This window comes from Paraburkholderia phenoliruptrix, from assembly GCF_902859825.1.
Classification (GTDB): domain Bacteria; phylum Pseudomonadota; class Gammaproteobacteria; order Burkholderiales; family Burkholderiaceae; genus Paraburkholderia; species Paraburkholderia phenoliruptrix.
The window spans coordinates 213,791-238,232 of the sequence record NZ_CADIKB010000004.1 but is presented as its reverse complement, the minus strand read 5'-3'; the positions used below and the strand labels follow the sequence as shown (position 1 = coordinate 238,232).

At 65.6% G+C, this 24,442-nt stretch carries 23 protein-coding genes; 11 read left to right on the top strand and 12 right to left on the bottom strand.

Translation table 11 applies throughout. From position 1 onward, the window contains the following. Positions 1–139: 139 nt before the first annotated feature. The 5 genes from pssA to HV711_RS07360 all read right to left on the bottom strand — a co-directional run bounded on the left by pssA (position 140) and on the right by HV711_RS07360 (position 5,301). Positions 140–1,009 (bottom strand): CDP-diacylglycerol--serine O-phosphatidyltransferase, encoded by an 870-nt coding sequence (pssA, locus tag HV711_RS07380; RefSeq protein WP_013587763.1) that lies wholly within the window; start codon positions 1,007–1,009, stop codon positions 140–142. A gap of 24 nt (positions 1,010–1,033) precedes the next feature. After that, entirely contained in the window at positions 1,034–1,672 is a 639-nt protein-coding gene (locus HV711_RS07375; RefSeq protein ID WP_013587762.1) for a phosphatidylserine decarboxylase, read from the bottom strand. 134 nt (positions 1,673–1,806) lie between these two features. Next, positions 1,807–2,823 (bottom strand): ketol-acid reductoisomerase, encoded by a 1,017-nt coding sequence (gene ilvC, locus HV711_RS07370; protein ID WP_013587760.1) that lies wholly within the window; start codon positions 2,821–2,823, stop codon positions 1,807–1,809. A gap of 110 nt (positions 2,824–2,933) precedes the next feature. Continuing rightward, positions 2,934–3,425, bottom strand: coding sequence for an acetolactate synthase small subunit (ilvN, locus tag HV711_RS07365; protein ID WP_007175629.1), 492 nt, complete (start codon positions 3,423–3,425; stop codon positions 2,934–2,936). A gap of 112 nt (positions 3,426–3,537) precedes the next feature. Beyond that, positions 3,538–5,301, bottom strand: a complete 1,764-nt coding sequence (locus tag HV711_RS07360) for an acetolactate synthase 3 catalytic subunit (protein WP_013587759.1) — start codon at positions 5,299–5,301, stop codon at positions 3,538–3,540. Between the two features lie 355 nt (positions 5,302–5,656). Here HV711_RS07360 and HV711_RS07355 point away from each other — a divergent pair, with 355 nt between their 5' ends. The 11 genes from HV711_RS07355 (at position 5,657) to HV711_RS07305 (ending at position 15,618) form a co-directional block, all read left to right on the top strand. Next, positions 5,657–6,220 (top strand): RNA polymerase sigma factor, encoded by a 564-nt coding sequence (locus HV711_RS07355; RefSeq protein WP_013587758.1) that lies wholly within the window; start codon positions 5,657–5,659, stop codon positions 6,218–6,220. Next, complete coding sequence (locus HV711_RS07350) at positions 6,217–6,639, top strand: DUF3619 family protein (RefSeq protein ID WP_013587757.1); 423 nt, start codon at positions 6,217–6,219, stop codon at positions 6,637–6,639. The genes HV711_RS07355 and HV711_RS07350 overlap by 4 nt, the downstream gene beginning before the upstream one ends. Before the next feature lie 16 nt (positions 6,640–6,655). Next, positions 6,656–7,417 (top strand): DUF3106 domain-containing protein, encoded by a 762-nt coding sequence (locus HV711_RS07345; RefSeq protein WP_028360544.1) that lies wholly within the window; start codon positions 6,656–6,658, stop codon positions 7,415–7,417. 13 nt (positions 7,418–7,430) lie between these two features. Beyond that, positions 7,431–8,048, top strand: coding sequence for an RDD family protein (locus HV711_RS07340; RefSeq protein ID WP_015002153.1), 618 nt, complete (start codon positions 7,431–7,433; stop codon positions 8,046–8,048). A 136-nt stretch (positions 8,049–8,184) separates the two neighbouring features. Then, complete coding sequence (locus HV711_RS07335; RefSeq protein WP_035486980.1) at positions 8,185–9,126, top strand: UDP-2,3-diacylglucosamine diphosphatase; 942 nt, start codon at positions 8,185–8,187, stop codon at positions 9,124–9,126. 75 nt (positions 9,127–9,201) lie between these two features. Further along, positions 9,202–10,233 carry a glycosyltransferase family 4 protein gene (locus tag HV711_RS07330; protein WP_015002151.1) on the top strand — a complete coding sequence of 344 codons (1,032 nt, stop codon included), beginning with the start codon at positions 9,202–9,204 and terminating at the stop codon, positions 10,231–10,233. A 23-nt stretch (positions 10,234–10,256) separates the two neighbouring features. Continuing rightward, the gene (locus tag HV711_RS07325) at positions 10,257–10,931 is read left to right on the top strand and encodes a diacylglycerol kinase (RefSeq protein WP_082201660.1); all 675 of its coding nucleotides are present in this window, start codon (positions 10,257–10,259) and stop codon (positions 10,929–10,931) included. Between the two features lie 216 nt (positions 10,932–11,147). Further along, positions 11,148–11,861, top strand: coding sequence for a TetR/AcrR family transcriptional regulator (locus tag HV711_RS07320; protein ID WP_013587751.1), 714 nt, complete (start codon positions 11,148–11,150; stop codon positions 11,859–11,861). Positions 11,862–11,871: 10 nt separating this feature from the next. Continuing rightward, the gene (locus HV711_RS07315) at positions 11,872–12,456 is read left to right on the top strand and encodes an LOG family protein (protein ID WP_028360541.1); all 585 of its coding nucleotides are present in this window, start codon (positions 11,872–11,874) and stop codon (positions 12,454–12,456) included. Positions 12,457–12,533: 77 nt separating this feature from the next. Continuing rightward, positions 12,534–13,280 carry an SDR family oxidoreductase gene (locus tag HV711_RS07310; RefSeq protein WP_013587749.1) on the top strand — a complete coding sequence of 249 codons (747 nt, stop codon included), beginning with the start codon at positions 12,534–12,536 and terminating at the stop codon, positions 13,278–13,280. 277 nt (positions 13,281–13,557) lie between these two features. Further along, a complete protein-coding gene (locus tag HV711_RS07305; RefSeq protein WP_035487043.1) occupies positions 13,558–15,618 on the top strand; it encodes an ArnT family glycosyltransferase in 2,061 nt (686 codons plus the stop codon). Between the two features lie 105 nt (positions 15,619–15,723). On the opposite strand, the gene HV711_RS07300 is transcribed toward HV711_RS07305, so the two are convergent. The 7 genes from HV711_RS07300 to HV711_RS07270 all read right to left on the bottom strand — a co-directional run bounded on the left by HV711_RS07300 (position 15,724) and on the right by HV711_RS07270 (position 24,325). Then, positions 15,724–16,419 (bottom strand): DUF924 family protein, encoded by a 696-nt coding sequence (locus HV711_RS07300; RefSeq protein WP_035486977.1) that lies wholly within the window; start codon positions 16,417–16,419, stop codon positions 15,724–15,726. Then, complete coding sequence (locus HV711_RS07295) at positions 16,412–16,825, bottom strand: group II truncated hemoglobin (RefSeq protein ID WP_035486975.1); 414 nt, start codon at positions 16,823–16,825, stop codon at positions 16,412–16,414. Before HV711_RS07295 ends, HV711_RS07300 begins: the two co-directional genes overlap by 8 nt. Before the next feature lie 23 nt (positions 16,826–16,848). Continuing rightward, positions 16,849–19,431 carry an ABC transporter permease gene (locus HV711_RS07290; protein ID WP_051224913.1) on the bottom strand — a complete coding sequence of 861 codons (2,583 nt, stop codon included), beginning with the start codon at positions 19,429–19,431 and terminating at the stop codon, positions 16,849–16,851. Continuing rightward, positions 19,428–20,039 carry a DUF4126 domain-containing protein gene (locus HV711_RS07285; protein ID WP_013587744.1) on the bottom strand — a complete coding sequence of 204 codons (612 nt, stop codon included), beginning with the start codon at positions 20,037–20,039 and terminating at the stop codon, positions 19,428–19,430. Before HV711_RS07285 ends, HV711_RS07290 begins: the two co-directional genes overlap by 4 nt. A gap of 285 nt (positions 20,040–20,324) precedes the next feature. Then, on the bottom strand, positions 20,325–20,645 hold the full coding sequence (gene sugE / locus HV711_RS07280) for a quaternary ammonium compound efflux SMR transporter SugE (protein WP_013587743.1): 321 nt from the start codon (positions 20,643–20,645) through the stop codon (positions 20,325–20,327). A 121-nt stretch (positions 20,646–20,766) separates the two neighbouring features. Beyond that, entirely contained in the window at positions 20,767–21,465 is a 699-nt protein-coding gene (kdpE, locus tag HV711_RS07275) for a two-component system response regulator KdpE (RefSeq protein ID WP_035486973.1), read from the bottom strand. After that, positions 21,458–24,325, bottom strand: a complete 2,868-nt coding sequence (locus tag HV711_RS07270; protein WP_015002143.1) for a DUF4118 domain-containing protein — start codon at positions 24,323–24,325, stop codon at positions 21,458–21,460. The genes kdpE and HV711_RS07270 overlap by 8 nt, the downstream gene beginning before the upstream one ends. Between the last annotated feature and the right edge of the window lie 117 nt (positions 24,326–24,442).

The window sequence follows — 24,442 nt, the reverse complement described above, 5'->3', positions numbered from 1 at the left end:
GCTTCGCGAACGTTTCGCACGGGTTGGCAAACCGCCTCGCAAGCGCACTTGCTAAAAAGAAACGGCGCCCCGAAGGACGCCGTTGTTGAGTGCCTGGCCTGCCGGACGACAGTTACAACGACTGTCGCGACGCCGGCCGCTACCGGTCGTGCGCGACCGAGCGAGCCGGATTCGCCCTGCCCCGCAGCGCCTGATAACCCCAGAACACATAGCCAGACAGCCCGTACAGCACGAACAGGCCGAACAGCATCAAAGGCGGATCCGACGACACCAGCACGAACGCGACCACCACGAGCAGAATCACGCCGAACGGCACGCGATGCCGCACGTCGAGCGCCTTGCCGCTATAAAACGGCGCGTTGGACACCATGGTCACGCCCGCGTAGATGGTCAGCACAAACGCGACCCACGGCAGCCAGACGAGCTTGAGCGGCACGCGGTTGTCGGTGGCGAGCCACACGAAGCCCGCGATCAGCGCCGCGGCCGCCGGACTCGGCATGCCCTGGAAGAACCGCTTGTCGACCACGCCGATGTTCGTATTGAAACGCGCGAGCCGCAGCGCCGCGCCCGAACAGTAGACGAAAGCCGCGAGCCAGCCCCAGCGGCCGAGATCTTTCAGGATCCACTCATACATGACGAGCGCCGGCGCGACGCCGAATGACACCATGTCGGAGAGACTGTCGAACTGCTCGCCGAACGCGCTTTGCGTGTGCGTCATGCGAGCCACGCGGCCGTCCATGCCGTCGAGCACCATGGCGACGAAAATCGCGATGGCCGCGACCTCGAAGCGCACGTTCATGGCCTGCACGACGGCAAAGAAGCCGCAGAAGAGCGCCGCCGTGGTGAAGGCGTTCGGCAGCAGATAAATGCCGCGCTTTCGCAGGAATTGCTGACGCTGCGCGCGCCGGCTGTCTACAGCCGGCGACTCCGCGACGATCGGCTTGTTGCGGCGAAACGGACGCGGCAGCGGTCCACTGTTGCGCGGTCGGCGCGGTTTGAATGCGGCCATTCGGACAACCTCCTTTGTGCCGCTTCAGAGTTCAGCGAGGATCGTGGACGACGCCGACACTTTCTCGCCGATCGACACCCGCGGACGGCTGCCCACCGGCAAATACACGTCGACGCGCGAGCCGAAGCGGATAAAGCCATACCGTTGACCGCGCGTAAGCGGCTCACCTGCACGCACATAGCAAAGAATGCGCCGCGCGATCAGGCCGGCGATCTGCACGGACGTGACAGTCTGGCCGCCGGCCATTTCGATGACGATCGCATTGCGCTCGTTTTCGAGCGAGGCCTTGTCCACCGCCGCGTTCAGATAGGCGCCGGGAAAATATTCGACCTTGGAGATTGCGCCGTCGACCGGCGAGCGCTGCGAATGCACGTTGAATACGTTCATGAACACGCTGATTTTCAGCGCTTCACGATTGGCATACGGATCATGCGCGGTTTCCACGGCGACGATGCGGCCGTCGGCCGGGCACAGCACGGCGTTCGCCTGCGTGGGGATGGGGCGCGCCGGATCGCGGAAAAACTGCACGACGAAGATCAGGATCAGCCAGAAGATCCAAGCAAAGCCGAACCCCGCGAAAGCGTGAACCAGTAATGCAACGACGGCCGCGATGGCGATGAACGGCCAGCCTTCTCGCGCGATGATCGGATGTGGGTAATTCATGGATGGCTTCAGTGTTTTTGTAAAACCGTAGGATAGCAAAAGCCGCCCAGGGTTCAGCACCCTTGGGCGGCTTTTTGCATGACCGACGCCTGCGGCGGTGCGCCGCGCCGGCTTCGTGCGATAAAACGGACTTCTTAGTTCTTCGACTGGTCGACCAGCTTGTTCTTCGCGATCCACGGCATCATGGCGCGCAGCTTCGAGCCGACCTGCTCGATCTGGTGCTCGGCCGTCAGACGGCGGCGCGATTGCAGCGTCGGTGCGCCGGCCTTGTTTTCGATGATGAAGCTCTTTGCGTACTCGCCCGTCTGGATGTCGGTCAGCACGGCCTTCATCGCCTTCTTCGTTTCAGCCGTCACGATGCGCGGACCCGTCACGTACTCGCCGTATTCGGCGTTGTTCGAGATCGAGTAGTTCATGTTCGCGATGCCACCTTCGTAGATCAGGTCGACGATCAGCTTCAGTTCGTGCAGGCACTCGAAGTACGCCATTTCCGGCGCGTAGCCGGCTTCAACCAGCGTTTCGAAGCCGGCCTTGATGAGGTCGACGGTACCGCCGCACAGCACCGCCTGTTCGCCGAACAGGTCGGTTTCGGTTTCTTCGCGGAAGTTCGTTTCAATGATGCCGGCACGGCCGCCGCCGTTCGCCGCTGCGTACGACAGCGCGATGTCGCGCGCCGCGCCCGATTTGTCCTGCGCGACCGCGATCAGGTGGGGCACGCCGCCGCCTTGCGTGTACGTGCCGCGCACCGTGTGGCCCGGCGCCTTCGGCGCGATCATGATCACGTCGAGATCGGCGCGCGGGATCACCTGGCCGTAGTGCACGTTAAAGCCGTGCGCGAACGCGAGCGCCGCGCCCTGCTTGATGTTCGCGTGGACTTCCTTCGCGTACACGTCGGCGATCTGCTCGTCGGGCAGCAGCATCATGACGACGTCTGCGCCCTTCACGGCTTCCGCCACTTCCTTCACTTGCAGGCCGGCATTCTCAGCCTTGCTCCACGATGCGCCGCCCTTGCGCAGACCGACCGTGATGTTCACGCCGCTTTCCTTCAGGTTCAGCGCGTGCGCATGGCCTTGCGAGCCATAGCCGATGATGGTGACCTGCTTGCCCTTGATGAGGGAGAGATCGGCGTCCTTGTCGTAGAAAACTTTCATGTCGGTTCCTTGGCTAATTCGATGATTCAGAGAGATTCAATACTGCGAACGTTGTGCTGCAAGGCCGGATAGTGATGAGCCCCATCCGGCCCGGATCGGGACGCTGCGCGTTACACCTTCAGAATGCGCTCGCCGCGGCCGATGCCCGAGCTGCCCGTACGGACGGTCTCGAGAATCGCAGTGGCGTCGAGTCCTTCGATGAAGGCGTCGAGCTTGTCGCTCGCGCCCGTCAGTTCGATCGTGTAAGTCTTTTCGGTGACGTCGATGATGCGACCGCGGAAAATATCCGACATCCGCTTCATCTCCTCACGTTCCTTGCCGACCGCCCTCACCTTGATCAACATCAGCTCGCGCTCAATGTGGGCGCCCTCTGTCAGGTCGACCACTTTCACCACCTCGATCAGGCGGTTCAGATGCTTCGTGATCTGTTCGATCACGTCGTCCGAGCCAATGGAGACGATGGTCATGCGCGACAGCGAACGGTCTTCGGTCGGAGCCACCGTCAAGGTTTCAATGTTGTAGCCGCGTGCGGAGAAAAGACCCACCACGCGTGAGAGCGCGCCGGGTTCGTTTTCCAGCAGGACGGAAATGATGTGTCTCATGTTTCGCTTCTTCCAGATGTTGTGTCGATGTCTGCGAACGGTTGCGCGCCGCTTCGTCTTGCTGCGTCTTTTTTGAAGACGCGCGTGGCGAAGCCGGCGCTAGCAGCCGTCGTTATAGATCTTCCGAACCCATGAGCATCTCGGTGATGCCCTTGCCGGCCTGGACCATCGGCCAGACGTTTTCGGTGGGGTCGGTCTGGAAGTCGAGAAACACCGTGCGATCTTTCAGGCGCAGCGCTTCCTTCAGCGCGGGCTCGACGTCGGCCGTGCGTTCGATACGCATGCCCACGTGGCCGTACGCTTCGGCGAGCTTCACGAAATCCGGCAGCGCATCCATGTACGAATGCGAATAGCGCTTGCTGTATTCGATCTGCTGCCACTGGCGCACCATGCCCAGATAGCGGTTATTGAGCGAGATGATTTTCACAGGCGTGTCGTACTGCTTGCAGGTCGACAGTTCCTGGATGCACATCTGGATCGAGCCTTCGCCCGTGATGCAGAGCACGTCGTCGTCCGGGTGCGCCATTTTCACGCCCATCGCCGCCGGCAGGCCGAAGCCCATGGTGCCGAGGCCGCCCGAGTTGATCCAGCGGCGCGGCTTGTTGAACCGGTAGAACTGCGCGGCCCACATCTGGTGCTGGCCGACGTCGGAACAGACGAACGCATTGCCGTCGGTCAGCTCCCACGCCTTTTCCACCACGTACTGCGGCTTGATGATGTCGCTCTTGCGGTCGAACTTGAGGCAGTCTTTCGCGCGCCAGGCCTCGATGTCCTTCCACCAGTCGGCGAGCGCCGCGGTGTCCGGCCCATGCTCGGCCGTCTGCAACTGCTCGATCAGCTCCTTCAGCACTTCCTTCACGTCGCCGACAATCGGAATGTCGACCTTGACGCGCTTCGAAATGGACGAAGGATCGATGTCGATATGGATGATCTTGCGCGGGCGCGACGCGAAGTGCGACGGGTCGCCGATCACGCGGTCGTCAAAGCGCGCGCCGATCGCGATCAGCACGTCGCAGTGCTGCATCGCCATGTTGGCTTCGTACGTGCCGTGCATGCCGAGCATGCCGAGAAATTTCTTGTCGCTCGCGCGGTAACCGCCCAGACCCATCAGCGTATTCGTGATCGGGTAGCCGAGCAGATCGGCGAACTGGTTCAGCTCGCGCGACGCGTCCGCGAGGATGATGCCGCCGCCGGTGTAGATATACGGACGCTTTGCCGAGAGCAGCAGCGACACCGCCTTGCGGATCTGGCCGGAGTGGCCCTTGGTCACCGGATTGTACGAGCGCAGCGACACGGTTTTGATCGGCTCGTACTGGCACGGCGCCTTCGACACGTCTTTCGGAATGTCGATCAGCACCGGGCCGGGACGGCCGGTACGGGCAATGTAGAACGCTTTCTTGACGGTGGCGGCGAGGTCGCGCACGTCCTTCACGAGGAAGTTGTGCTTCACGCAGGGGCGCGTAATGCCGACCGTGTCGCACTCCTGGAACGCGTCCTGGCCGATCGCGGCAGTCGGCACCTGGCCGCTGATCACGACCATCGGGATCGAGTCCATGTAGGCAGTGGCGATGCCGGTCACCGCATTGGTGACGCCGGGGCCGGAGGTCACGAGGCACACGCCGACCTTGCCGGTGGAACGCGCGTAGGCGTCCGCTGCGTGGACCGCGGCCTGCTCGTGGCGCACGAGGATGTGCTCGAACTTGTCCTGCTTGTACAGCTCGTCGTAAATGTAGAGTACCGAGCCGCCGGGATAACCCCAGATGAACTCGACGTCTTCGTCGGCCAGTGCCTTCATGAGCACGGTGGCGCCGATAGAGTCAGCTTCGTGGTGTGGAGTCGTATCCGACGTGGAGAATTCCGCGCTGGGCATATTCATTCAATTCACCTTTCGAATTTTCGGCAAAAAATTGATCGGGTGCTCTCTGCCGGGCTTGTGGCTCGGGTTCAAGCGGCGCGTCCAGTTGACAGGTGAGCTTCTTGGGCCACACCTCAATGAGACAAGTCACTTATGTTGCGAACCAGCGACGATAGCGTCAGACGCCCGCGCGGTCAAGCAAATATTGCCCGAACGCCCGCCGGCAAGGGGCCGTTTCTGACCGACGCCCCGCCTCGGGACGACCCGGCCCGCTGCACGTTTTGCCCCGGGTTAGGCAAAAATTTGTTAGCATCCGCGAGTTTTACGACATTTTTCGACCGATTACGCGCACGCTGGCTGCGCCGACCCCCAACGGATGGCATCAGACAAGGAACTCGCCGACTTTCTGGCGGGCGTCGAAAGGCGCGCATTCAAGCAGACGGTCTACGCCGTGCGGGACGACGACGCCTCGCTCGATATCGTGCAGGACGCGATGATCAAACTCGCCGAAAAATACGGCGACCGTCCCGCCGCCGAGCTTCCGCTGCTGTTTCAGCGTATTCTGCAAAATGCGACGCACGACTATTTCCGGCGTGCCAAAGTACGCAATACCTGGGTGAGCCTGTTCTCGTCGCTCGGTAATGCCGAGGACGAGGAGTTCGATCCGCTCGAAACGTTCGAGCTCGAGCAGGGCTCCGCGGGCGCCGAGAGTAATGAGCGCAAACTCGAGCGTGAACAGGTCCTACAAATAATCGACGACGAAATCCAAAAGTTGCCGGCACGTCAACGGGAGGCGTTTCTCATGCGTTATTGGGAAGATATGGATGTCGCTGAGACTGCCGCCGCAATGGGCTGCTCGGAGGGCAGTGTGAAGACGCACTGCTCGCGGGCCACGCACACGCTGGCGCAAGCGCTCAAGGCCAAAGGAATCACGCTATGAGCTCCCTCGAAACAAAAGAACTCGAGTTCGCCCGCCAGGTGCGCCGCGCGCTCGACGAAAACGCGGCCGGCATTCCGTCCGCCGCCGTCGACCGGCTGGCCGCCGCCCGCCGCGCCGCGCTTGCCCGCAAGAAGCCCGAAACCGTCAGCGCGCCGGTGTTCGTGCCGGCCTTCGCCGGCATTCCCGCCGGCCTCTCCGAGGCGCCGCGCCCACAGCGGCGCCGCTCGCCGCTGCGCCGCTTCGCGCTCGCGTGGCCGCTCGCCGCGCTCGTCGTGAGCCTCGTCGGCATTGCGTACTGGGAAGATCAGCAGCGCACGGCCGAACTCGCCGATATCGATGCCGCCATGTTAAGCGACGACTTGCCGCTCAATGCCTATCTCGACCACGGCTTCAACGCGTATCTTTCGCGCGCGCACTGAGCGGGAGATCGTTCGGGTGAGCTACAAGCGCGGTCTGGCGGTTGTTTTCGGATGCGCGATAGCGGCGCTCGTGTCGTTTGCCGCCACGTATCCGCGCTTTTACCCGAGCCCCTCGCCCGCCGGCGCGCCTGCCGCGAACGGCAACGGCGCGGCGCCTGCGCCCGCGCCTGCACTCGGCGTGGAGCTGCCGAGCCTGCCGGGCAGCACCAGCCCGCTTGCGTGGTCGCGCCTCAGCTCGGCCGAACATATCGCCCTTGCGCCGTTCGAGACGCAGTGGGATTCCTTCAGCGACGAGCGCAAGCGTAAATGGCTGAAGATCGCGTCGCGTTACTCGAAGTTATCGCCCGAAGGGCAAAAACGCCTGCACGACCGGATGACCGAATGGATCCGCATGACGCCGGACCAGCGGCGCGTCGCGCGTGAGAACTATCAGGTCTCCAAGCAGTTGCCGCGCGAAACGCGCCAGAACGCCTGGAAGGCCTATCAGCAACTGCCCGAGGAAACCAAGCAGCGGCTCGCCGCGAGCGAGCATAAGCGGCGTCCGAGCGTAGTCAGCGCGCCGCCGTCGGGTCGCAGCGAAATCAAGGGACTCGACCGGCTGGTCAATGCGCGCGAGCGCGCCGCCGCGAGCGGCACGCCGTCGGCGAGCGCGGGCGCGGCCGCGTCGTTGCCGAGCCCAGCCTCGCTGCCGGGCGTTCCGGCGGCCGGCAGTTTTGTGCCGGCCACGCCGCTGCCGGTGTCGCCGGCGGAAGCACCGTCCATCTTCAATGGTTCATAGGCCGCGCTTGCCTATGTCCGAACCGCGCGCGACTTCCCGACTCGACACGCATGCCGATCCTGCGTCGAGCGCGAGCACCGGCGCCGGCGCACGAGGCGCGGTTCAGCCACCAACCCCATCCTCGCCCCGCAAGCCGCCATCCGTTCGCCGCCGCCTCGCCGCACTGCTTTACGAAGCGCTGCTGCTGTTCGGCGTGGTATTTGTCGCGGGTTATCTGTTCAGCACGCTCACGCAGCAACGCAACGGGCTCACGCATCACAACCTTCTTGCGGCGTGGATCGGACTCGTGGTCGGTCTGTATTTCGTGTGGTTCTGGACCCACAGCGGCCAGACCCTGCCGATGAAAACCTGGCGCCTGCGCGTGGTCGCCGCCGACGGCGCGCCGCTCTCCGCTTGGCGCGCCATCGCACGCTATCTGCTGGCATGGCTCTGGTTTCTGCCGCCGCTCGCGCTGCATCCGCTCCTCGGACTGCGCGTGCCGCAGACGCTCGCCATCGCGGGAATCTGGTTCGTGCTGTGGGCGGCGACCGGCCGCCTCGGCGCAAGCCGGCAGTTCCTGCACGACCGGCTTGCCGGAACCCGCGTGATCGACGTCACGCGCGAGGTCCCGCCCGTGACCGTCGTGTCATAGAGGCCACGTCAGCCGGCCTCTTACGGGCCGCGCCGGGCGCCGGCCGCGCCCGCAGTAATAAGAACTTCTCATGACTGTCACGGCATAGTCACGCGCCGTAGGCCCAATACGGGCACTGCAACTCGACGCGTGAGCCATGGACTCCAGAACGTCCGCGACTTCCCTGTTCCGCCAGACCGGCCCGAGCGTCGACCCCGTCGCGTTCCGCCCCGAACCCAGTCATAGCCACGGCCTGCCGCTGCCCGCCGCGCCGCTGCCGCTCGACAGCCACACCGGCCAGCACGACGACGATCACACAGAGCCGCATCGCTACCGCACCATCTGGCTCTCGGACATCCATCTCGGCTCGAGCGGCTGCCAGGCGCCGTATCTGCTCGATTTCCTGCGTCACAACGAATCGGAGTATCTGTACCTCGTCGGCGACATCATCGACGGCTGGCAGTTGAAGAAAGGCTGGTACTGGCCGCAGGCGCACAACGACGTCGTGCAGAAGGTGCTGAGGAAGGCGCGCAAAGGCACCCAGGTCGTCTACGTGCCCGGCAATCACGACGAAGCCGCGCGCCAGTTCTGCGACCTTGCGTTCGGCGACATCCACGTGCGCGGCGAGGCATTTCACACGACGCTCGCCGGCAAGCGCCTGTGGATCGTGCACGGCGATCTGTTCGACGGCGTGATCCAGCACGCCAAATGGCTCGCCTATCTCGGCGACACGCTCTACACGATGATCCTGATCCTGAACCGCTGGTTCAACCGGATCCGCAGCCGGCTCGGCTTTCCGTACTGGTCGCTGTCGCAATACCTGAAGCACCAGGTGAAGAACGCGGTGAACTTCATCTCGTCGTTCGAACGCGTGATGACCGACGAAGCACGACGCCGGGGCTGCGACGGCGTGGTCTGCGGGCACATCCACAAAGCCGAGATTCGCGATATCGACGGCGTGCTGTATTGCAACGACGGCGACTGGGTCGAAAGCCTGTCGGCGCTCGTCGAAACGTATGAAGGCGAACTCAAGGTGATCTACTGGACCGTGATGCGCTCGCCGCAAGCGGGCGCGCAGAAGGCCCGGGCGACCGCGTAACCCTTTCAACTTCTGTCGTCCGGATCGAGAAAACGGTCGAGGACACAATCGAGAACACAAGCGAGGAACGAATCGATGAAGATCATGATCGTCACCGACGCATGGGAACCGCAGGTCAACGGCGTCGTGCGCACGCTCAAGAACACCACGCGCGAACTCAGCGAACTCGGCCACCGGGTCGATCTGCTGACGCCGCTCGAATTCAGAACGATCCCCTGCCCGACTTACCCGGAAATTCGTCTCTCGCTCCTGCCGCGCCGCAAGCTGCGCGAGCGTATCGACGCGTTCGGCCCCGACGCGCTGCATATCGCCACCGAAGGTCCGCTCGGCATGGCCGCGCGCGCCTACGCGATCCAGCACAAGCTGCCCTTCACGACGGCTTATCACACGCGCTTTCCCGAGTACGTGCAGGCGCGCTTCGGCATTCCGCTCGCCGCGACGTACCGGTTCCTGCACTGGTTCCACAAGCCGTCGCTCGCGGTGATGGCGCCCACGCCCGTCGTGAAGAGCGACCTCGAGAAGTACGGCTTCACGAACGTCGTACTGTGGACGCGCGGCGTCGACCTCGACATTTTTCATCCGATGGACTCCAAGGTGCTCAACACCGCGCGGCCGATCTTCCTGTACGTGGGGCGGGTGGCCGTGGAGAAAAACGTCGAGGCCTTCCTGAAGCTCGACTTGCCGGGCTCGAAATGGGTCGCGGGCGAAGGCCCGGCGCTCGCCGAATTGAAGTCGCGCTATCCGCAGGCGAACTATCTCGGCGTGCTGACGCAGGCTGAACTCGCGAAGGTCTACGCGGCCGCGGATGTATTCGTGTTTCCGAGCCGCACCGACACGTTCGGGCTCGTGCTGCTCGAAGCGCTCGCGTGCGGCACGCCGGTGGCGGCCTATCCGGTCACCGGCCCGATCGACGTTCTCGGCGACGGCGGCGCCGGTGCGATGAACGAAGACCTGCGCGAGGCGTGTCTGGAAGCACTCAAGATCGACCGCGCGCATGCGCGTGCGTGGGCCGAGCGCTTCTCGTGGGCGGCGGCCTCGGAACAGTTCGCCTCGCATCTGAAGCCGCTGCCGCGCGCATCCTATCGCGAGGAAAGCGCCGCCGCGTGACGCGGCGCGCCGCCGGGTTGCCCATGCGAAGCCGATCCTCCCACGCGAGCCGCGCGTCCTCGAACGGCGCGCTGCGCGCCGTGCCCGCCCGCGACGCTCGTCACACGGAGCACGACAGCGCGGACGTCGAGCCATTCGACGACGTCCGCGAGACCGCCGGGCCGGCTCATGCCGACGGACACGGCCTCAATGGCCGCAGCGGGCATGGCGAAGCCAGCGCCCACCCCGGGAACGCGTCGAACGCGTCCAACGAAATGCAGCACGAACCGCTCAGCCCCGACGATCCGCTCGCGCCGCTGCCCTTCAATCCGTACAAGGGCAATCGCGGCCTCACTCGCGCCTGGCACGCGATGAAAAACTCGCTCGCGGGTTTTAGCGTCGCGATCCGCGAGGAAAGCGCGTTCCGTCAGGAGCTGACACTCGCCGCGATTCTGCTGCCGTGCGGGCTGCTGGTGCCGGTCGAGCCGGTCGCGCGCGTGCTGCTGCTCGGCTCGGTGCTGCTGGTGCTGATTGTCGAGTTGCTCAATTCGAGCGTGGAAGCTGCTATCGACCGGATTTCGCTCGAACGGCATGAGCTGTCGCGCCGCGCGAAGGACTTGGGCAGCGCCGCGGTGATGGTCGCGCTCGGCATGTGCCTGATGACGTGGGGGCTGATTGTCGGCCCGCTCGTCGTGCGCTGGGTGAAGGCCTGGTTCTGATCCGCAGCGGCGACGGCCAGAACGCGGCGCGCGCAAACTCGTATGCGAAATGCATTACGTCGTCCGGAATAATGAAAACCCTGAGTATCCGCTTGGGATTAGAACGCCCGGTTTATAATCGTCCGGCAGTCTTAAAATAGCAACCGCGTCCGGGTGGTCCATACAGCAGCGGCACGCCGCCGCGCGCCCAACCCGGCGTAACCAGGGCCGGACGACATGGAAGCCAAACCTCCCCGCCGCACGCGCGAACGGATACTCGAACTGTCGTTGAAACTGTTCAACGAAATCGGCGAGCCGAACGTCACGACGACGACGATCGCCGAGGAAATGGAAATCAGTCCAGGCAACCTGTACTACCACTTCCGCAACAAAGACGACATCATCAACAGCATCTTCAGCCAGTTCGAGCAGGAGATCGAAAAGCGTCTGCGTTTTCCCGACGACCACCGCGCGACCATCGACGAAATGTGGTCGTACCTGCAGTACATGGTCGATTTCACGTGGCGCTACCGCTTCCTGTATCGCGACCTGAACGACCTGCTCGCGCGCAATCGCACGCTGGAAACGCACTTCAAGCAGATCATCAGCCACAAGGTGCGCTTTGCAAGCCAGTTCTGCGATCAGCTCGTGGCGGACGGCGAAATGGTCGCCACGCCGCAGGAACTGCAAGTGATCGCGACCAATATCGGTGTGATCGCAACGTATTGGCTGTCGTATCAGTTCGTGATGAATCCGCGCAAATACAACGAGCAGGAAGCGATCCGCGCGGAGCTGCATCAGGTGAGCGTCCAGATCGTGTCGTTGATGGCGCCTTATCTGCGCGGCCGCTCGCGGCAGATTTTCGACGATCTCGTGTCGGGCAAGCTGGAAAAGCGCGAGTTCTACGACTATTTGCCGCCGAAGGAAGGCGCCGCTCCTCGCAACGAATAGGACGTTTTCCATGAAGTCGGTGTGCGTGTATTGCGGCTCCTCGAATGGAGTCAAACCGTTGTATGCCGAAGCGGCGCGCGCATTCGGGCGCGCGCTCGTCGAAGCGGATCTTGCGCTCGTCTACGGCGGCGGCAAGGTGGGTCTGATGGGCGTGATCGCCGACACGGTCATGGCCGAAGGCGGCCGCGCGATCGGCGTGATTCCGGAGCTGCTCGTCAACAAGGAAGTCGGCCATAACGGTCTGACGGAGCTGCATGTGGTGCCCGACATGCATCAGCGCAAGAAGATGATGGCCGATCTGTCCGACGCGTTCGTCGCCATGCCGGGCGGCGCGGGCACGCTCGAGGAATTCTTCGAGGTGTACACGTGGGCGCAGCTCGGCTACCACCAGAAACCGGTGGCACTGCTCAATATCGACGGCTTTTACGATCCGTTGATCAAGCTGTTGCACCACACGGTGGAGGAAGGCTTCATGCGGCACACCTATCTCGACATTCTGCAGATCGACGCCGATCCCGCCGGACTGATCGGCAAGCTGCAACGCTATCAGCCGCCCACCGCCGACAAGTGGGCGATCAGGCGCGAAGCCGTCTGACTGACGGCTGCCGCGTAAGAACCGGCGCCCGGCCGGCCCTTTTTTAGCGCTTACTCTACCTGGACGCCGAGGCTGCAATGACCCGAACCGTTCTGATCACCGGCGGCAGCCGCGGCATAGGCCGGGCGACCGCGCGCCTGCTTGGCGCGCGCGGCTGGTCGGTCGGCGTGAACTACGCTCAGAACCTGGCAGCGGCGCAAGAAACCGTCGCCGAAGTCGAGCGGGCCGGCGGACGCGCGCTGCCCATTGCGGGCGACGTCGCGAGCGAAGCCGACGTGCTCGCCATGTTCGACGCCGTTCAGGCGCAGTTCGGCCGGCTCGACGCGCTCGTCAACAACGCGGGCATCGTGGCGCCGTCCATGCCGCTCGCCGACATGGATCTCGCGCGGCTCACGCGCATGTTCAACGTCAACGTGTTGGGCGCGTATCTCTGCGCGCGCGAAGCCGCGCGGCGCATGTCGACGGATCGCGGCGGCGCGGGCGGTGTGATCGTGAATGTGTCGTCGGCAGCGGCGCGTTTGGGATCGCCCAACGAGTACGTCGACTACGCGGGCTCCAAAGGCGCGGTCGACACCCTGACGCTCGGTCTCGCCAAAGAACTGGGGCCGCGCGGCGTGCGCGTGAATGCGGTACGGCCCGGCCTCATCGATACCGAGATTCATGCGAGCGGCGGCAAGCCGGAGCGCGCCGCCCAGCTCGGCGCAGCCACACCGTTGGGCCGTCCCGGCAGCGCGGACGAGGTCGCCGAGACCATCGTCTGGCTGATGAGCGACGCCGCGTCGTACGTCACCGGCGCGTTGCTCGACGTGTCCGGCGGCCGCTAGCCGCCCTTCCCGCTTCGGTTCGCGCGCCGCCCCACAGCCGGGCGCCGCGCCTGTTTCCTTGCCGTTACCCTTGTCCATCGACGCATGACCGGCGCGCCCTGCATCGCCGCGATATGACGGCGACACGCCCGCTCGCCGCCTTTATGCGTATTCGTGCTTGTAATCCACCGTAATAATGAGAGACTACAATCGCGACGATCGCGCGACCTTGCGCGACGCAAGCTAGAACATCGTGCGCGCGAAGCTGATGCTGCGCACCGCGACCAGAGATCGTTTCATGCAAGAAAAGTCTTCCGCACCGTGGCGCAAGGGGAACGCCGCGGCAGCGGTGTCCGCGCCGGGCGGCCTCAGCGACAGTGCAGACGAGGCGCGAGCGGCGGGCGCCGCCGGGCACGGCCCGACCAGCCCGCATAGCGTCTTTGCCGCCGGCGCTCAGACCGCCGCAGCAGCGGCGCCTGCCCGGCCCACCCAGGCTTCCAAACCTCAAGCATCCGGCGCGGCCGACCAGCCCGGTCTCGACGCGCCGGCTGCGGATCGCGCAAGCCGCGGCGGTGAACGCTGGCGCGCGCTCAGCACGGCCCGCCCGCTGATGTGGCTCGTCGCGCTGGTGATTCTCTGCGCGTGGCTGTTGCCGGGCACGCTCGGCCACGATCCGTGGAAGCAGGACGAAACCTACACGTTCGGCATCGTCAAGCACATGCTCGACACCGGCGATCTCGTCGTGCCCACCAACGCCGGCCAGCCGTTCGTCGAAAAGCCGCCGATCTACGACTGGGTGGCCGCGGGCCTTGCATGGATGTTCGGCCGCTATCTGCCGCTGCACGACGCGGCACGGCTCGCGAGCGCGCTGTTCGCGGGCCTGACCGTCTACTACACGGCCCGCGTCGCGCGCCGCGCGGTGGATGCGCCGAGCTGGTTCGACGTGCGCGTGATCGGCAGCGTGGCGCTCTTCGGCGGCACGCTCGTCGTCGTCAAGCACGTGCACGACATGATGACCGACGTCGCGCTGATGGCCGGCGCGGCCGTCGGCTTCTGCGGGCTCTTCGAACTCGTGCTCGCGCATCTTCGTGACGATGGCGACCTCGCCCCTCTGTCCGCCGACGCCGCCCGCGAACGCCGGCACGCGATTCTCAGCGGCGCCGCGATGTTCGGCGCAGGCGTCGGCGTGTCGTTTCTCGCGAAGGGTCTGTTCGTGCCGCTGGTATTCGGCGCGACCACCTGCGCGGCGCTGGTGCTGTATCGCGCGTGCCGCAGCCGCAGCTTCGCCGCGGCCCTCGGCCTGGCGGCGCTCGTCTGCGCGCCGTTTTTGCTGATCTGGCCGATCTCCTTCTATCTGCGCTCTGAGCCGCTCTTCAAGGTCTGGCTGTGGGACAACAACGTCGGCCGCTTTTTCGGTTTTTCGGTCGCCGAGCTCGGCTCCGAAAGCGAAAGCCGCTTCTTCGTGCTGCGCACCGTGCTCACCGTCGGTTTTCCGACGGTGCCGCTTGCGCTGGCCGCTCTCGCGGGCGGCGCATGGCGGCGCTGGCGCGATCCGCGCGTCGCGTTGCCGGCGATCTTCGCGGGCGTCGGCTTCGCCGTGCTGCAAAACTCGGCGACGATCCGCGAGCTGTACATCCTGCCGTTCATCGCGCCGCTTGCCCTGCTCGCGATGCAGGGCGTCGAGCGGCTGCCGCAGCGGCTCGCCACGGTGTGGGACATGACGAGCCGGGTGCTGTTCGGCAGCACGGCGGCGCTTGCGTGGATCGTGTGGTCGATCATGAGCGGCCCGGTCGACGCACACACGTCGCTGCACCGGCTCGGCCGATGGCTGCCGCTCGGCTGGGTGCTGCCGGTGAAACCCGGCCTGATTGCCGCGGCGCTGTTGATGACGCTCGGCTGGCTCTGGTTACTGCCCGTCTTCAAGTATGCGGGCAAATGGCGCGGCGCGCTCTCCTGGTGCGCGGGCGCGATCGTCGCGTGGGGACTCGTGAGCACGCTGCTCCTGCCTTGGCTCGACTATGCGAAAAGTTATCGCTCGGTGTTCGAGAACCTCGGCGCGGCCCTGAGCGCGGAGTGGAACGACGGCGACTGCATGGCGAGCGTCGGACTAGGCGAATCCGAAGCGCCGATGCTCGACTACTTCGCGGGCATCGAACATCATCCGACGGCAAACACCCGCACGAGCGGGTGCACGTGGCTTATCGTCGAAAGCCGCCGCAGCAACGCCTTCCTGCCGGCCGGCAACTGGAGGCTCTTCTGGACGGGAGCGCGGCCGGGCGATACCGACGAGTTGCTGCGCGTGTTCGTGCGCACGCCGGCAGCGAAGCCGCCGGGAGCGGGAGCCGCTGGCCGCAATTAGATGCCGCGGGCTCACGCCCGCGCGCCGGCTTAGTTGGCCGCCCAGTTGTTCGCCTCGTGGCCCGCTTAGTGGCCTGCTTGGTCGCCCGCCTAGTGGCCCGCTTCATCACCCGCTTTGTTGTCCCTTCGCTGCCCGCGTTGTGGCCCGCTTAGTGGCCCGCCTCGCCCGCGACTGGAACGACGAGCCCGGCTCGCGCAAGAAAGCGATTTCCTCGACGGTCGACTCGCGCCCGAGCACCGCATTGCGATGCGGAAAACGTCCAAAGCGCTCGATGATCTGCGCGTGCCGCACGGCGAACGGGTAATACGACTCGCCGCCCGGTTCGTCGGCGAGCGCTTTGAAAAGACGCAGCGACGCGTGCTGGCTCTCCAGCGCTTCGTCGTGTTCAAGCGGCAAATAAGCGAACGCGCGATGATGCACGCCCGGCAACAGCCGGTCCGCCCCGCTCGCCACCATCTGCTGCGCGACCTGCAGCGCTTTACGATCCGCCGAGAACGCGCGCGCCGTATCGCGATGGCAGTTGCGCGAAAACTGGTCGAGCACGATCACGAGCGCCAGTGCGCCGAGCGGCGTGGCCGCCCAACCGTCGAGGCGCGAGTCGTGCGCGGCATCGATCAGGCATCCGAAACGTTCGCGCAGCATCGCGTCGAATGATTCGTCGCCGGAAAACCAGCACTTGCGCGCCTCGACGAAGCCCGGCTCATCCGGCGCGCCGAACCAGCAGTCGAGCACCTCGCGCGCTTCCCTATCGAGCGCGTCATACGCGCTGCGATCCGCTGCCGCGCGCTTTGTGTCAGCCATTGCGGTTGCGCATCCAGTCGGCCGTTTCGAAGAACGAGCCGAGCAGGCGCTCTCTGAGCGGCTCGGCGAGCTCGATATCTTCCATGGCCCACGCCATGCAGCGCAGCCATTGGTCACGCTCGCTCGAGGCGATCGCGAACGGCAAATGCCGCGCGCGCAAACGCGGATGCCCGAAGCGGCTGATGTAGTGATCCGGGCCGCCGAGCCATCCGCATAGAAACCAGAACAGCTTATCGCGCGAACCTTCCATCGACTCGGGATGCAACGCGCGAATGCCCGCAAACTCGGGTTCGAGATCCATCAAATCGTAAAAACGGTCGACGAGTTCGCGCACGCGCGCTTCGCCGCCCACCAGTTCGAAGGCCGTCGGCTGCGCCGCCGATACTTCGTCATCCTTCTCGTTCATCAACACTCACCAACCGAAAATAATCAGGCGTCCCGCAGCGATTGCAACGCGGGACGCGACAGCACATGCCGCAAACTGAGCCAGCCGCCGACAGCGGCGCACGCGATGCCTGCCGCAATGCCGGCCGGCAAGAGCCAGGGATCGACGTCCAGATAGAACTGGAACACGCGCGTCGCGAGCACCCAACCGATGACCTGCGCGCCGACCGCCGCCATCAATCCGGCAAGCGCGCCGACGGCAACAAACTCCGCGATCTGCACCGTGCGCACCTGCGCGTGCGACGCGCCCAGCGCGCGCAACAGCGCGGATTCTCGCATACGCTCGTCGCGTGTGCCGGCAAGCGCCGCGTACAGCACCAGCACGCCCGCCGCGAGCGTGAAGGCGAACAGGAACTGCACCGCGCCGATTACCTGCTCGAGCACGCGCTGCACCTGCGCGAGAATCGGGCCCGTGTCGATGGCCGTGAGGTTCGGATACGCGGCGATCAGACCGTCGATGGTCGCGCGTTTTTCCAGCGGCAAATGGAAACTGGTAATGAACGTCGCCGGGAAGTCCTGCAACGCGGCCGGCGGCATCAGCACGAAAAAGTTGACCTTGAACGAACCCCAGTCGAGCTTGCGCACGCTCGTGACGGGCGCGTCGATCTGCAGGCCGGTAACGTCGAAGCGCAGCACGTCGCCGGGCTTTACGTTGATGAGCTTGGCGAGCCCTTCTTCGATCGAAATCTGCGGCTTCCTGGTGTCGCCGTACCACGTGCCGGCGGAGAGGCGATTGTCGTCCGGCAACTGCGTCGTGTACGACAGATTGAACTCGCGGTCCACAAGGCGCTTCGCGTCGTCGCCCTTGAACGAATCCGGGTTGACCGGCTTGCCGTTGATCGCGGTAAGCCGGCCGCGCACCATCGGCGACAGCACCGTGCCGGGCACGCCGTGGGCGTCGAGATAGTGCGTGACCGCTTCGCGCTGGTCAGGCTGAATGTCGATGATGAACTCGTTCGGCGCATCCGGCGGCGTGGACTTGCGCCAGCCGGCGACGAGGTCGTTGCGCGTCATCGCGATCAACAGCAGACACATGAGGCCGATGCCGAGCGCCGTAATCTGCAGCGCGCTCGCGCTGCTGCGCCGCTCCAGCGACGCCAGCGCGTAGCGCCAGCCGATTCCCGCATTCACGCGCTCGCTGCGCACCACGCGCGAGGCCGCCCACAACGCGAGCCGCGCGATACACGCGAACACCAGCAGGCCGCCCGCAAAACCGCCCGCAACGATACCGCCGAGCTTCAGCTCGCCCGCCGCGACAATCAGCAGCGCGGCAAACAACACGATGCCGAGTGCGTACGCGGCCCACGCGGTGCGCCCCGCTTCGCCCCACTCGCGGCGCAGCACCCGCACCGGCGGCACGCGCGTAAGCGGCAACAGCGGCGGCAACGCGAAACCCAGCAACAGCACAAGTCCGGCGGCGATGCCTTGAAGCGCGGGCCACACCGTCGGGTAGGGCAATTCGACGTCGATGAGACTGCCGAGCCACGTCAGCAGCGCGAGGTGGCCGAGAAAACCGAGCGCCACGCCGAGCGCGCCGCCCGCGACGCCCACGCCGACGAATTCGAGCGTAAACAGCGCGCGCAGCGTCGCCTGACTGACGCCGAGACAGCGCATCGCCGCGCAGCCGTCCAGATGCCGGCGCATATACCGGTGCGCGGCCATCGCGATCGCCACGGCCGCGAGCAGCGCAGTCAGCAGCGATACGAGCGTGAGGAAATGACCCGCGCGATCGAGCGTCTGGCGCACTTGCGGCTGGCCGTCCTGCAACGATTCCAGCGCGACGCCGCGCATCTTGCCGCCGTCCACCTTGCCGTGCGCGAACTGCGCGAAGCTCGCCACCGGCGCATCCGCGCCCGCCACCAGCAGCCGGTACGTCACGCGGCTGCCGAACGTGATGAGCCCGGTGGACTGCACTTCATCGGCGCGCATCATGAGACGCGGCGAAAAGTTGACGAACGAAAAGCCGCGGTCCAGCTCGCGCGTGATCATCGCGCCGATCGCGAAGCTGCGGTTGCCGACCTTCACCGTGTCGCCGACGCGCACCTTCAGTGCATCGAGCAATTGCTGATCGACCCACACGGTGCCCGGCGCTGGAATGGATTGCGCCGGATGGTCGGCCGCGCCCGGTCCTGCGGCAATCCGCAACGCGCCGCGCAGCGGGTAACCCGGCGACACCGCCTTGATCGCGGCAAGCCGCGACACCGGCTGCGCGCCGGTCGAATTGATCATGCTCGGAAAGATTGCCGTGGTGGCCGTGCGCAAGCCGAGCGTCGCGGCCTCGCGCGCGAACTGCGGATCGACGGGATGATCGGCGCGCACGATGAAGTCGGCGGCGATCATGCGCCGCGCGTCGCGCTCGAGCCCCTGATGCAAACGGTCGGCGAGAAAACCGACGCTGGCGAGCGCCGCCACGGCGAGCACCAGCGCGAGCAGCAGCATCGTGAGTTCGCCGGCGCGCCAGTCGCGCGCCGTCATGCGCAGCGCCTGGCGCAGCAGGTCGCCGCGGCTAAAGCGTCGCGCCGCGGGTGCGGCAGGCGGCGCCGGGGAACGTCTGACCGTCTCGCTCAATCGTGCCGGCTCCTCGCGAGGCGCGACACCATATGCGTCGCCATGCCGCGAAAGCCGCCCTGCACGCCGCGCCACAGCCGCGGCAACACCCAGCCGGCGAGCACCAGAAAGCCGACGATCAGCACGAGGAACAGGAGCGGCACGAAGAGCGCGAGCAGAATGCCGCCGAATACGAAACCGTCTTCAGCAGTGGACGTGACAATGTTCGACACCGGTTCCGGCGACAGATTGATCAGCGCGCGCGTGCCCGCTTTCGTGAGATGCGCGGTGCCCGCGAGCGTGCCGCCCGCGAGCGCGGCGACCGTCAGCAGCGCCGGATCCGCATGGCCGAGCGCGCCGGCCGCGAGCACCGCGCCGGCCGGAATACGGATGAAAGTGTGGATCGCGTCCCATAGCGAATCGAACGCGGGGATTTTGTCGGCGAGAAATTCGGTGACGGTCAGCACGCCCGCCACGCCGATCACCCACGGCGAGGACAGCGCGGACAACGTGTCGGGAAGATGAATCAGACCGAGGCGCTCGAACACGCCGGCCAGCAGGACCGTCAGATAGAGGCGCAGGCCGCTGCCCCATGAGAGCCCCGCAGCAAGCGAAAGTGATTCAAGCATGGCCGCCTCCAGGCTCGCTGCGCGCGCCGCGACTGCGGGGGCCAATCAGGGATGAGCCGCCACACGGAAGTCGTCAGACCCGCGCCAAGCCGGCCGCGCCGAGCAGGCCGCGGGCAATTTCAGGTTGGTTTCCATCTCATTATAGCCACCTTAATTCGCAGAACGCAGAGTGGCTTGCAAAATGGCGAGCTGCGGGACGCCCCGACGCCGGCCGCCGTGCCTGTCCGTGCCTGTCATGACCGCTACGTCGGGTCATGACAGGCGCCTCGGCCTCGTGCGGTCGTGTCAGTGCCCGGACGAGAGCTTGAGCCCCACCAGCCCGACGACGATCAGCGCCGCGCTCGCTACGCGAGCGACCGTCAGCGCTTCACCCATCATCACGATGCCGAAAATGAAGGCGCCGACCGCGCCGATGCCGGTCCAGACCGCGTAGGCCGTGCCGAGCGGCAACTGCCGCATGGCCAAGGCCAGCAGCACGAAGCTGCCGGCGGCGGTGATGAGCGTGAAAACGGAAGGCCAGAGGCGGGTGAAACCTTCGGAACTCTTGAGACCGGCCGCCCAGGCGACTTCGAGCAGACCGGCGATGAACAGAAGAATCCAGGACATGAAACAGCTCCATGATCAGATGGGGCCGTCCCCGTTTGTGAAAAGCGTAAGGCCGTCCTTACGAAACGTAATTATAACGACGCCACCGCAATCCTGCCCGGCGCTGCACACACTGCCTTGCTCAGGCGACGCCGACCAGCCGGTAGCCCACGCCCGTTTCCGTCACGATGTGCTCGGGTTGCGCCGGATCGCGCTCCAGCTTGCCGCGCAAATGCGCCATATAGATACGCAGATAGTGGTGGCTTTCCACGTGCGACGGCCCCCACACGTCGCACAGCAGTTGCCGGTGCGTGAGCACGCGGCCGGCGTGACGCACCAGCGTGGCCAGCAGCCGGTATTCGATCGGCGTCAGATGCACTGCCGCGCCTTCGCGCGTGACCTGGCGCAACGCGAGATCCACGCTCACCGCGCCGAAGCGCACCTGCGGCGACTCGGTCGCGCCGCCCTGATTGCGCCGCCGCAGATGCGCGCGGATCCGCGCGAGCAGCTCCGACACGCCGAACGGCTTGGTCAGGTAGTCGTCGGCGCCCGCGTCGAGCGCCGCGACTTTCTCGCTCTCCTGCGTGCGCGCCGACAGCACGATCACCGGCATCTCGCTCCACCCGCGCAATTCGCGGATCACGTCGAGCCCGTCCGTGTCCGGCAGGCCGAGATCGACGATCACGAGGTCGGGCTTGCGCGTCGCGGCTTCCACGAGACCCTGCTTGCCGGTCTCGGCGTCGTGCACGACGATGCCCTCGCCTTCCAGCGCCGCCCGCACGAATCGGCGAATCTGCTTTTCGTCTTCGATGAGAACAACGGTAATGCTCGGGTCACTCATGGGCGGGTTTGGCCAACTGATGGGAGGGCGGGTTCGCAGACAGATTGTCGACGGTTTCGTCCTCCAATGCATCCGGGGCGTCCGACACGTCGGGCGGCGTTTCCACCGGCAGCGTAAACCAGAAACTTGCGCCTTCCGCGCGGCCCGCGGCTTGCGCCGCGCCGCCCGCCGGGTAAGCCGGTATGCGATTCACGGCGCCGATGCTGCCGCCGTGCGCTTCCACGATGGCGCGGCAAATCGCGAGACCGAGGCCGATGCCGGGCTTCGCCGACTCCTTCTCGCCGCGCGTGAACTTCTCGAACACGCGCGTTTCCATGCCGGCCGGCAGCCCCGGTCCGTTATCGTCGACGGTGACGCGCACAAACGACTTGCCGTCCGCGTCGAAACGTTGCGCGCCGATTGTTATCGGCGTACCCGGCGCCGTGTACTTGGCCGCGTTCTCGAAGAGGTTTGAGAAGAGCCGCTCCATCAACACGGCGTCCAGATGCAGGAGCGGCAGGTCCGCGGCGAGGTCGACCTGCACCGGGTGGCCTGCAAGCACGCGCCGGCAGGCGCGCAGCGCAGCGCCCACGGTTTCTTCGAGCAGCGTCCATTGGCGGTTCAGCTGCAGACTGCCCGCCTGCAGGCGCGCCATGTCGAGCAGGTTCGTGACGATGCCGGTCATCCGCAGCGCCTCTTCGTGGATCGCTTCCACGAGCTCATCGTCGCGCCGCGTGTCGCCGCTCTGCTCGCGCGATTGGGCGAGCATCGACGAAAACCCGACGATGGTCGTGAGCGGCGTGCGCAAATCGTGCGAAATGGCAGACAGCAGCGAGTTGCGCAATCGTTCGGATTCCATATTGACGAGTGCATCGCGCGCGATGTCCACGTAATGCACGCGCTCCAGCGCCAGCGCGATTTGAGCCGCAAATGCGTCGAGCATGCGCTGCTGCTCGGGCGCGTTCAGTTCGCGTTCGTCGCGCAGCACCACGGCGAGCACGCCGCGCGTGCGCATGGGCGCCTTGAGCGGCAGATACAGGGCGGCGGCCGCGGGCAGCGTGTCGGTGCCGTGGCCGGCCGGCTTCTGATGATCGTAGACCCATTGGCCGACGTCGGTGTCGAGATGATCGCCTTCCAGCGTGATCGCGGCGTCGGGGTCCTCGATCTTCTGCTTCACCTGATCCGCACTGTCGGGCAGCAGGATCGCGACGCGCGCGCCGAACACCTCGCTCACGTGACGGCTGCCGATACCGACAATCTGCTCCGTGGTCAGCGCTGCCGCGAGTTCGCGCGCCATCGCATACATCGCGCCCGTGCGCTGCTCGCGGCGCCGCGCGACCCGCGCCTCGCGCCGCAAGCTCGACGTGAGATGGCTAATGACGAGCGAGGTCAGCAACATGCCGAAGAATGTCAGCAGATATTGGGTATCCGACACCGACAGCGACAGGCGCGGCGGCACGAAGAAGAAGTCGAACGCGGCCACGCTCAGGAACGACAGCAGCACACCGGGCCCGCGGCCCAACTTCACCGCCGTGAAGACCACGCCGAGCAGATACAGCATGACGAGATTCGTCAGATCGATACGCGCCATCAACTGGCTCGCCACGGCCGTAATGCCCGCGCAAATCGCGAAGGCGAAACCATACGCGCGCGGCGGCGAGCGACGCTCGCGCGCGGCGCTCAATGCGTCGCGCCAGGCGTTTGCCGTGGTGTTCAGCAGATGGCGCTGCTCGCCGCTGCCGCCTTCGGACGATACGCGAATCAACGTCACGTCGGCATGACCACCCTGCTCGACGAGGCGCTCGCCGAGCGGCCGGCGCAGCCGACGCCCGATGCCCGCGCGGTTCGATGCGCCCGCCACCAGCCTTGACACATTGCGAGCCTGCGCATAACCCGTCAGGGCCGCGACCGCGTCCGTGCCCGCCAGCGTCGCGGTCTCGGCACCCAGCTCCGCCGCGAGCTTCAACGCATTGAGCGTGCGTTCGCGGCGCGCGTCGGGCAAACGCTGCAACGCGGGCGTCTCGACATACACGGCGATCCAGTCCGCCTTCAGACTTGCTGCAAGACGCGCTGCCGCGCGCACGAGCGCGGGCGCCTCGGGGCCGGGGCCGACACACACCAAGAGGCGCTCGCGCGCCTGCCAGATCCGTTCGATCGAACGATCCGCGCGGTACTCGCGCATTTGCGCGTCGACACGATCGGCAGTGCGGCGCAGCGCCAGCTCGCGCAGCGCAATCAGATTGCCTTTGCGAAAGAAATTGCGCACCGCGCGCTCGGCCTGCTGCGCGAGATACACCTTGCCGTCGCGCATGCGATCGAGCAGTTCCTCCGCGGGCAGATCGACGAGCGTCACTTCGTCCGCGCGATCGAATACGCGGTCGGGCACCGTCTCCCACACGCGAATGCCGGTGATTTGCCCCACCACGTCGTTCAGGCTTTCGAGGTGCTGCACGTTGACCGTGGTGTAGACGTCAATGCCCGCGTCGAGCAGTTCGTACACGTCCTGCCAGCGCTTCAGATGCCGCGCGCCCTGCACGTTCGAATGCGCGAGTTCGTCGACGAGAATCAGTTGCGGCTTGCGGGCCAGCGCGGCGTCGAGATCGAACTCGCCGAGCTTGCGACCGCGGTATTCGATCTGCGCGAGCGGCAGCACGTCGAGGCCTTCGAGCAGCGCAGCCGTTTCACTGCGCCCGTGCGTTTCGGCGATGCCGACCACGACGTCGGCGCCTTCCTCGCGACGGCGGCGCGCGGTTTGCAACATCGCATAGGTTTTGCCGACGCCCGCGGACGCGCCGAAGAAAATCTTCAGCTTGCCGCGCTGACGCTTTTCTTCGTCGCGCTGCAGCTTGTCGAGCAGTTCGTCAGGATCGGGGCGGTTCATGCTTGCGTGTTGTCATCGTGCGCGCGGTCGTGCGTGCAATGGTGGCACGGCGGCGGCTCGTGGGCAAATGGTCTCCCGCCACGCCACGGTCCGCGCCGCGGCAGAACGGCGAACCGC